This is a genomic window from Dactylosporangium sp. NPDC050588, from assembly GCF_040654975.1.
In the GTDB taxonomy this organism is placed as follows: Bacteria; Actinomycetota; Actinomycetes; order Mycobacteriales; family Micromonosporaceae; genus Dactylosporangium; species Dactylosporangium maewongense.
The window spans coordinates 129328-138635 of the sequence record NZ_JBFAJA010000021.1 but is presented as its reverse complement, the minus strand read 5'-3'; the positions used below and the strand labels follow the sequence as shown (position 1 = coordinate 138635).

The 9308-nt window shown below is 75.5% G+C and carries 8 protein-coding genes; 3 read left to right on the top strand and 5 right to left on the bottom strand.

All coding sequences use genetic code 11. The features are described 5' to 3' along the window. The 3 genes from cydD to AB0I21_RS17055 form a co-directional block, all read right to left on the bottom strand. Positions 1-2968, bottom strand: a 2968-nt coding sequence (gene cydD, locus AB0I21_RS17065; protein ID WP_360562059.1) for a thiol reductant ABC exporter subunit CydD, incomplete at its 3' end; no start/stop codon positions are given. Beyond that, positions 2965-3981 carry a cytochrome d ubiquinol oxidase subunit II gene (gene cydB / locus AB0I21_RS17060; protein WP_344498793.1) on the bottom strand — a complete coding sequence of 339 codons (1017 nt, stop codon included), beginning with the start codon at positions 3979-3981 and terminating at the stop codon, positions 2965-2967. The genes cydB and cydD, both read right to left, overlap by 4 nt. Positions 3982-3991: 10 nt before the next feature. Further along, on the bottom strand, positions 3992-5350 hold the full coding sequence (locus AB0I21_RS17055) for a cytochrome ubiquinol oxidase subunit I (protein WP_360562058.1): 1359 nt from the start codon (positions 5348-5350) through the stop codon (positions 3992-3994). Positions 5351-5431: 81 nt separating this feature from the next. Here AB0I21_RS17055 and AB0I21_RS17050 point away from each other — a divergent pair, with 81 nt between their 5' ends. From AB0I21_RS17050 to AB0I21_RS17040, 3 genes are all read left to right on the top strand, one after another. Next, a complete protein-coding gene (locus AB0I21_RS17050) occupies positions 5432-5791 on the top strand; it encodes a BlaI/MecI/CopY family transcriptional regulator (RefSeq protein WP_344498789.1) in 360 nt (119 codons plus the stop codon). Beyond that, entirely contained in the window at positions 5788-6681 is an 894-nt protein-coding gene (locus AB0I21_RS17045) for a M56 family metallopeptidase (protein ID WP_360562056.1), read from the top strand. The genes AB0I21_RS17050 and AB0I21_RS17045 overlap by 4 nt, the downstream gene beginning before the upstream one ends. Before the next feature lie 203 nt (positions 6682-6884). After that, positions 6885-8165, top strand: a complete 1281-nt coding sequence (locus AB0I21_RS17040; protein WP_360562054.1) for a cellulase family glycosylhydrolase — start codon at positions 6885-6887, stop codon at positions 8163-8165. Here AB0I21_RS17040 and AB0I21_RS17035 read toward each other — a convergent pair. Continuing rightward, positions 8162-8449, bottom strand: a complete 288-nt coding sequence (locus tag AB0I21_RS17035; protein WP_360562053.1) for a DUF1905 domain-containing protein — start codon at positions 8447-8449, stop codon at positions 8162-8164. The two genes, AB0I21_RS17040 and AB0I21_RS17035, sit on opposite strands and share 4 nt — an antisense overlap. 24 nt (positions 8450-8473) lie before the next feature. Further along, positions 8474-9211, bottom strand: coding sequence for a Crp/Fnr family transcriptional regulator (locus tag AB0I21_RS17030; RefSeq protein WP_360562052.1), 738 nt, complete (start codon positions 9209-9211; stop codon positions 8474-8476). Positions 9212-9308 lie beyond the last annotated feature (97 nt).

Sequence of the window (9308 nt, the reverse complement as noted above, 5' to 3'; positions counted from 1 at the left end):
GGGTCAGGTCGTCTCCCACCGCCGTGACGTCCCCTGTGGACGGCATGGCGGGACGGGACCGCGCGGCGACGCGCTCCACGGCCAGGGTCAGGTCGTCTCCCAACGCCGTGACGTCCCCTGTGGACGGCATGGCGGGACGGGACCGCGCGGCGACGCGCTCCACGGCCAGGGTCAGGTCGCCCCCCGCCGCCGTGGCGTCCCCTGTGGATGGTGCGGCGGGACGGGGCAGCGCGGCGAGGGCGGCGAGGCGGCGGGTCGCGCCGGCGGCGGCGCGGCGGGCGATGGCGGCGTCGGGGAGGGTGAGGACGGGCTCGGCGAGGGCGACCGCGCCGAGGAGCAGCATCGCGGCGACCTCGCCGGAGTGGCCGCCGGCCGCGGCGGCGAGGGCCACGCCGAGCACCGCGAGGCCGCAGCCGACCTGGGCGAGGGCCGACGCGGCGCCGGCGGTCGAGGCGGCCCGGGCCTCCAGGCGCGACAGGGCGCGGCTGCGGCGGCCGGGGACGGCGAGGGCGGCGGCGGGGTCGCGGGTCGCGAGGTCCTCGACGCCTTCGACGGTCTCGACGACGGCGTCGCGCAGCTCCGCGCGGGCCTTGCCGGTGGCGGCGTCGGTCCGGGCCGCGTGCCGGGCGGCGAGCCACGGTGCGAGCAGCGCCGCGACCGCGAGCCCGGCGGCGAGGGCGGCCGCGGCGACCGGGTCCACCATGGCGGCGGCGAGGACGGCGGCGGCGAGGGCGACGCCCACGGCGTACGCGGGCAGGCGACCCCGCAGCACCCCGTCCACCCGCGCGTCGACGTCGTCGACGACCCTGGTGAGCAGGTCGCCGCGGCGGTGCAGGGCCGGCCCGGGCACCCTGGGGACGAGGGCGGCGTACACCTCGGCCCGCCACGCGCCGAGCCGCGCGAACGCGACCTCGTGCGAGACCAGACGTTCGAGGTACCGCAGCAACGGCCGCGCGACGGCGCTGCCCCGCACCAGGACGACGGCCCCGGACAGGGTGAGCACCGGCGGCAGCTGCGCGGCCCGCACGAGCAGCCACACCGCCGCCGCGACGAGCGTGAGCCCGGCGACCCACGACCCGGCCCCCAGCCCGACCGCGACCACCGGGCTCCGCAGCCATCCACGTCCGCGCGGCGCGCCGTCGGTGCGCGCCGGGTGTGGATCGGCCGCCGACGGCACGGCACCGTCCGGCACCGGCGCGATGGCCGACGGCACGGCCGACAGCGCGACGGCCGGCACGAGTGACGGCGCAGCGACGGCCGGCACGAGTGACGGGGCAGCGGCGGCCGGCACGGGTGACGGGGGCACGGGCCGCGTGGGTGGGGCGACGGTCACGGTCCGGTCGGCGGCGGCGAGGACGGCGGGCCGGTGCGCGACGACGAGGACGGCGCAGCCACGGGCGGCGAGGGCGTGCAGCTCGGCGACGGCCCGGCGTTCGGCGGCGGCGTCGAGGTGGGCGGTCGGCTCGTCCAGCAGCACGACGGCGGGGGCGGCGGCGGCCTGGCGCAGCAGCCGGGCCAGGGCGAGCCGCTGCCGCTGCCCGGAGGAGAGGCCCTGGCCGCGTTCGCCGAGGGGGGTGTCGAGGCCGCCGGGCATGGCCAGAATCTCGGTGTCGAGGCCGACGGTCCGCAGCGCGCCGAGCACGACCGCGTCGGCCGGGCGGGTCTCGCCGTCGAGGGCGACCGCCTCGGCGACCGTGCGGGCGTGCGGCAGCGTCGGGTCCTGCGGCAGGTACAGCGGCTGTCCCCCGCCCACGGCGACCGACCCGGCCGACACGGGTTGCAGCCCGGCGAGCACCCGCAGCGTCGTGGTCTTCCCGGCGCCGGACGGCCCGCGCAGCGCCACGAGCTCTCCGCCGTCGACGGCCAGGGTGGGCAGCCGCAGCGCGTCGACGGCGGCACCGGGGTGCCGGACGCGGACACCGGCGACCACGACACCGGGCTCCCCGCCGGTCGCGGTGGAACGCAAAGCGGCGTCGGCGTCCGTCAGGATCCGGTCGACGTCGGCGATGACGGCGGCCGCGTCGGCGCTGGCGTGGAAGCGGGCGGCGACCTCGCGCAGCGGCCGGTACGCCTCGGGGGCGAGCAGGATCACCAGGAGCGCGGGGCCGAGGTCGAGGTGGCCGGCGGCGACGCGGAGCCCGGCCTCGACCGCGACGAGCCCGACGGACAGCGTGCCGACCAGGTCCAGGGCGGTCGAGGAGAGGAACGCGACCCGAAGCACCCGCACGGTCGCGGCGCGGTGGGCGTCGGTCATGCGGGCGACGGCGGCGGTCTGGCGTTCGGCGCGGCCGTACAGGCGCAGCGTCGCGATGCCGCGGACGGCGTCGAGGAAGTGTCCGGCGAGCCGGGCGCTCGCCTGCCAGCGTTCCTGGGCGCGCCGCTGGGTGGCCCAGCCGATGAGCGCGCCGAGCAGCGGCACCAGCGGGAGGGTGACGAGGACGACGACGGCGGAGGCCGGGTCGGCGAAGAGCATCGCGGCGACGACGAGCGGCGGCAGGGCCACGCCGAGGACGAGCGACGGCAGGTACCCGCTGAACCACGGCCGCAGCGCGTCGATGCCGCCGCCGAGGACCGCGACGAGCCGCCCGCTGCCGTGCCCGGCGACCCAGGCAGGCCCGCGGCGCAGCGCCGCGGCCAGCACGGACCGGCGCAGCTCGTCGGTGACGCGGGCCGCGGCGCGGCGGCCGGCGACCTGCTCCGCCCACGTCAGGGCGGCCCGGGCGGCGTACACCCCGGCGAGCGCGGCGAGGGCTCCGGCACCGACGGGCTCCGCCGCGGCGAGGCGCACCACGATGCCGGTGACCACCACGGCGAGCCCGACGGTCGCGGCGGCCTGCGCGGCCCCGATGACGGCGAGCAGCGCGATCCCCGCCCGGCTGCTGCGCGCGTGCCGCAGCAGCCTCGGGTCGACGGGCCCCCGGCTGCGACGCCCGCCCTCCGCGACGGGCGTCCCCGCGACGCTGGTCACGAGGCGACCCGCTCGCTGGCGACGCGCTGCCGGAAGACGCGGTAGGACCACGCCTGGTAGACGAGGACGCCGGGGAGCACGACGACGGCGGCGGCGCTGATCAGGCGCAGCGCGGGGCCGGTCGCGGCGGCCTCGGACATCGTCAGCGACCACGCGCCCGACAGGGTGCTCGGCAGCACCACGTCGCCGTTGGCGGTCAGCGTGGCCACGACGGCGCCGGCGACCGCGATCGCGACCAGGGCGAACGAGCCGGCCTCCCACCGGGTCCCGGCCCGCCGGGTCAGGACAGCGACCCCGGCGAGGGGCACGGCGGCGGCAGACGCGACCAGTACCGTGGCGGCGGCCCCCGCGAGGGCGGCACCGGCGGCGACGACGAGCGCCGCGACGGCGGCGGTGAGGGCGACCCGGCGGGCCAGCAGCCCGGCCCGCCGGCGGACGGGGCCGGTGGTGCGCAGGGCCAGGAAGGTGGCGCCGAGCAGGACGGCGGCGGTGAGGGCGAGCAGCGCGCCGAGGCCGGCCGCCGGGGTGAGGACCGGCGTGAGGGTGCGGGCCAGGCCGCCGCCGGTGACCTCGCCGCCGGCGTCGAGGGCGAGCCCGCGGACGAAGACGGTGAGCACGGCGCCCCACAGCAGCACGACGCCGGCCGAGCAGGCGGCGAGGACCAGGTCGCACCGGCGGCGCCAGCGCGGCGAGTCGTGCTTGCCGCGGAACTCCAGGGCCACGCCGCGGCCGGCGAGCAGCAGCAGGATCGCCACCATCGGCAGGTACAGGCCGGACAGCAGCGCCGCGTACCAGGACGGGAACGCGGCGAACGTGACGCCGATCGCGGCGACCAGCCACACCTCGTTGCCGTCCCAGAACGGGCCGATGGTGCGCACGGCGGCGGCGCGTTCGTGCTCGTCGCGGCCGAGCAGCGGGCTGAGCAGCCCGACGCCGAAGTCGAAGCCCTCCAGGACGAAGAACAGGACCCAGCAGAGGACGATCAGCGCGTACCAGATGACGACGAGGCTCATCGGGGTCTCCTCAGTAGCTCAGGGCGGGTTCGGGGTCGGCGGCCACCGGTACGGGCGCTGACAGCGGCTTGCGGGCGAGGTGCCGGACGAGGCGCAACCAGACGACCGCGAGGACGCCGTAGACGGCGGTGAACGCGAGCAGTGACGCGAGGACCTCGCCGGCGGTGAGCCCCGGGGAGATGCCGTCGGCGACCTTCGTCAGGCCGAACGCGATCCACGGCTGCCGGGCGGTCTCGGTGAAGATCCAGCCGAGGCTGTTGGCGGCGGCGGGCAGCAGCGGCAGCAGGATCGCCACCCGGAGCATCCAGGCCGCGGGCCGGCGGCCGCGCCGGGTGCGCCACAGGTACAGCAGCGCGAACCCCATCGCGAGCATGCCGGCGCCGATCATGAGGCGGAAGGTCCAGAACGCCACCGGGATCATCGGCACGTAGCTGCCGGGGCCGTACGCGGCGCTGTACTGCGCCTGGAGGTCGTCCATGCCGGCGACGGTCGCGTCGGGGCTGCCGTACGCGAGGATCGACAGCAGCCGGGGCACCTCGATGCTGAAGCCGGGGACCGCGAAGACGGAGAACGGCGCGCCGGTCGTGGTGGCGTAGAGCGCTTCCGCGGCGGCCATCTTCATCGGCTGCACCTGCGTGATGACCTTGCCGAGGTGGTCGCCGGTGAGGGCGGTGAGCGCGCCGCCGGCGGCGGTCATCCAGGCGCCGACCCGGGCGAGGGTGGCGAACGCGGCGCCGTCGGCGGCATCCTTCAAGCGCCAGGCGCCGACGGCGAGCAGGAGCGCGCCGCCGACCATGACCGCGCCGGCCATGGTGTGCGGGAACGCGGCGAGGTTGACCTTGTTGAGCAGCAGCTCGCTGAAGCTGGTGAGGCGGGCGCGGCCGGTGGCGGGGTCGAGCTCGTAGGCGACCGGGTGCTGCATGAACGAGTTCGCGGCCAGGATGATGAACGCCGACAGCAGGGTGCCGGCCGCGACGACGACGATGGTCGCCAGGTGGACCCGGCGCGACAGCCGGTCCCAGCCGAAGTACCACAGCGCGAGGAACGTGGCCTCGAGGAAGAACGCGAGCATGCCCTCGATGGCGAGGGTGGGCCCGAAGACGTCGCCGTAGAAGCGGGCGAACTCGCTCCAGGCGAGCCCGAACTGGAACTCCTGCACCAGGCCGGTGACGACGCCGACGGCGAAGGTGACGATGAGCAGCTTGCCGACGAGCATCGTGAGCTGCCGGTACTTGTCGTCGCCGGTGCGCATCCAGGCGATCTGCAGGCCGGCGGTCGCCGCGGACAGGCTGATCGACAGCGGCACGAACAGGTAGTGGTAGAGCGTGACGACCGCGAACTGCAGCCGGGTCAGGTCGAGCACGTCCATGAGTCCCCCTCTACGACATCTCGTAGTAGATACTACGGCTTGTAGTACGACGCGCACCGTAATCCCGGTTACACTGGCGGCATGGCCGGACTTGGGGACCTCGAGCGCGAGGTCATGGCGCAGCTGTGGGACGCCGGGGAGCCGCTGACCGTCCGGCAGGTGCACGAGCGGCTCGACCCTTCGCGCGGCCTCGCGTATACGACCGTGATGACGGTGCTGGACCGGCTGGCCAAGAAGGGCGTGGTCACGCAGCAGAAGGCGGACCGCGCCTACCGGTATGCCGCCACCCAGACGCGCGAGGAGATGACCGCGGCCCTCATGCTCGACGCCCTCAGCGGCGCACCCGACGGCGCCGCCCGCGACGCGGCCCTCGCGCACTTCGTCGGTCGGATCGGCCCGGACGCGCTCGCCGCGGCGATCAAGGCCGCCAGAGCCCGGTGACCGCGCTCCTGCTGGGTGCGCTCGGCCTGACCCTGTCGCTCGTCGTCCCCGGCCCCCTCGCCAGGGCGCGCTGGACGGCCCGGGCCCCCGGCGCCGCCGTCGCGCTGTGGCAGGCGATCACCCTCGCCGCCGTCCTGTGCGCGCTGGGCGTGGTGCTCGCCGGCCCCGAGGAGCTGGTCCGGGCGCGCGGCACCACGCTCGCCGTCGCCGCCCTCGTCGCGGCCCTGGCCGTCGCCGCCGTCATCGTCGTGCGGCTGCTCGTGTCGCTGTTCCTGGTGGCGTACCGGTCGCGGGTGCGCCGCGCCCGCCACCGCCTGCTCGCCGACCTGCTCTCCCAGGCCACGATCGAAAGCGACGTGCCGCTGCGGGTCCTGGAGGGCGGGCTGCCGTTCGCGTACTGCGTGCCGGGCCGCTCCCCCAGGATCGTGCTCAGCGAGGGCACCCTGCGCCTGCTCAGCGAGCCGCAGGTGGCCGCGGTCCTCACCCACGAGCGGGCCCACCTGCGCGCCCGCCACGACGTGGTGATGGAGTCGTTCACCGCCTTCTACCGCGCGGTCCCGGCCCCGCTGCGCAGCCGCGCCCCCCTGGACGCCGTCCACCTGCTCCTGGAGGCCCTGGCGGACGACGCCGCCCGCCGCGTCCACGGCGACGAGCCGGTGCACGCGGCCCTCCGGTCACTCAGCGGCCCCGCCGGCGACCTCGAGCTGGAGCCGCACGACACCGACCGCGAGCGCCGGTGGCGCCTCGACCGCCTGGCCCCGGGCGCCGCCCCCACCGACCGCCGCCTCGCCGCCGCCGTCTACACCCTGGCCGCCGCGATCCTCGTCCTGCCGACGGTCCTGCTGGTCGTCCCCTGGCTGGACACCGCCGTGCGGCACTGGCCGCTCTAGGTCTCCGCCCGTCCGAGGGGCGGGGGTGGACCGGGTCACCCGGCGGTGCGGGTAGGAGCGGAAGCCCCGGGGTATGCGCAGGTGCCGTGACAACCGACGCTCAGGTGTCGCGCGGGCCGGCCAGGCGCGACGACGTTCTGCCTGCGCGCACAAAGCGCCTGGCTCGACCGCGTGCTGCCGGCCCGACCCGGCCGGTGCTGACGGTGCTGACGGTCGCCACGCTCCTGGCCGCGCTCTTGACGCCGGGCCGGGCACACGCCGCCGAGCCGCACATCGGCATCCGGGTTCGCGACGGCCGGCTCGTCGAGGCGAACGGCAGCGACCTCGTGCTGCGCGGCGTCAACCACGACTTCATGTGGTACCCGGACCACAACAGCTCCTTCGCGGCCATCAAGGCGGCGGGCGCCAACGCGGTGCGGGTCACCCTCGGCATCGGCCACCAGTTTCGGCGGGCCCCGGCACGGGAGGTGGCAACCGTCGTCGAGCTGTGCCAGCAGAACCGGTTGATCTGTATCTTCGACGCCCACGACACCGCCGGCTTCGGCCAGGACAAGAAGGCGGCACCGATGTCGGAAGCGGTGCAGTTCTGGCTCAGCCTGCGCGACACGCTGGCCGGCCACGAGGACAACGTCCTCGTCAACATCGCCGACGAACCGTTCGCGAACGGCACCTCGTGGCCCTGGGTGCAGCAGACCTCCGACGCGATCCGCCGGCTGCGCGCCGCCGGCTTCAAGCACACGCTGCTGGTCGACGGCCCCGGCTGGGGCCAGGACGAGTCGTTCATCATGCGCGACAACGCCGAGCGGGTGCTCGCCGCCGACCCCACCGGCAACACCGCGTTCGACATCCACATGTACGGCATGTTCGACACCGCGCCGAAGGTCAGCGGCTACCTCACCTCGTTCACCGACCGCCACCTGCCGATCCTCATCGGCGAGTTCTCCAGCCAGCACCAGTGGGGCAAGCCGGACGAGGACGCCATCATGGCCACCGCGCAGGCGCAGCACCTCGGCTACCTCGGCTGGTCCTGGAGCGGTAACGACAAGCAGTTCAGCTACCTGGACCTGGTGAACAACTTCGACGGCAACAGCCGCACGGCGTGGGGACGGCGGTTCATCAACGGCCCCAACGGCCTTGATTCGGACACGCGCGAGGCGACGGTGTTCCGCAACACCGTGGCCGCGGCCGGCGTCGACCCCAAGAGCCGCGCCCCCCGGGGGTTGACCGTGACGGACGTGACCCCGAGCAGCGTCCGGCTTACCTGGCAGCGCCGCCCGGACAGGATCGGCGGCACGACGTACCTGGTGGTCGCCGTCAACGGCGCGGCCGAGACACGGGTCGTGACGACCAACCGCGCCGACGTGACGCTCAAGGGCCTGAAGGGCTCGACGGAGTACACCTACGCCGTGTATTCCCGGAGCCTGCTCGGCAAGCGCTCACCGCGCTCGGCCATGGTCGCCGCGGTCACGCCCCCGGCCCGCTAGGCCGCGACGGTGAGGCGGAGGGTGACGGTGTCGCCGAGGTCGATGTCCTCGGCCTTGCGGACGCGGTCCTTCAGCGGGACCACGTAGCCGCCGTCCTTCGGGAAGAGGGAGGTCGTCCAGGTGGTGGCGCCGATGCGGGCGGTGACCGGGATCATGCCCCAGCCGTAGGTGACGAGGGCGGCCGCGGAGCGCAGGGCCGCGCACTCGTCCTCCGGCACCGTCACGAAGTGAAACGGGGACGGGCCGCGCCAGTGCCACACCTCGCCGCTGAACTCCAGGTCCACGCGGACCAGCCTAAGAGACGCCGGTCAGCGGCGGCGGCCCCGCTGGGCGCGGCGGGCGAGCGGGGCGTTGTCGAGGATGACGACGCACTTGTGCTCCAGGCGGACCCAGCCGCGGGCGGCATACTCGGCGAGGACCTTGTTCACCGACTCCCGTGAGGCGCCGACGAACTGGGCGAGCTCCGTCTGCGTGAGGTCGTGCACGACGCGGGTGGCGCCGTCCTCGGCGACGCCGAAGCGCTGGGCGAGCTGGATGAGCCGGCCGGCGACCCGGCCGGGCACGTCGCTGAAGAGGCGGTCGTCGACGGCGGCGCGGTGGCCGCGGATGCCCCGGGCGATGACCCGCAGCAGCTGCTCCGCCACGTGCGGGTGGTGGGCGATCCACCGGTCCAGGACTGTCTTGGGCAGCACCGCGAGGCGGGCGTCGGAGACGACGGTGGCGGCGGCGACCCGGGGACCGCCGTCGAGCAGCTCGAAGTCGCCGAAGTGGTCGGTCGGGCCGAGCAGCGCCATGAGGCCCTCGCGGCCGTCGCGGGAGCGGCGGCTCAGCTTCACCTTGCCCGACAGCACGATGTAGAGCCGGTCGCCGGGGTCGCCCTCGGTGAACAGGACCGTGCCCCGGTCCGCGTCGACCCGCTCGAACTCCTGGGCCAGCGCGGCGGCGGAGTCCGGGTCGACGCTGCGGAACAGGTCGGTGGAACGCAGTACCGGGTCGTAGGCCAGCGCGCGGGCCGTAGCGGCGCTGGAACCGAACGTCAGGACCATGTGTCCTCCCCAGATCGATGCGGTACTGCGTACCATTGGGACGGTACTGGATACCGGGACCGGAAAGCAACAGGTCAGAGCGATGCGGGAGGATGGG

What these genes read in the sequence shown, in the direction of transcription:
- AB0I21_RS17055 (WP_360562058.1), bottom strand. Translation starts at nt 5,350, where the DNA reads ATGGACGTGCTCGACCTGACCCGGCTGCAGTTCGCGGTCGTCACGCTC.
- AB0I21_RS17030 (WP_360562052.1), bottom strand. Translation starts at nt 9,211, where the DNA reads ATGGTCCTGACGTTCGGTTCCAGCGCCGCTACGGCCCGCGCGCTGGCC.
- AB0I21_RS17050 (WP_344498789.1), top strand. Translation starts at nt 5,432, where the DNA reads ATGGCCGGACTTGGGGACCTCGAGCGCGAGGTCATGGCGCAGCTGTGG.
- cydB (WP_344498793.1), bottom strand. Translation starts at nt 3,981, where the DNA reads ATGAGCCTCGTCGTCATCTGGTACGCGCTGATCGTCCTCTGCTGGGTC.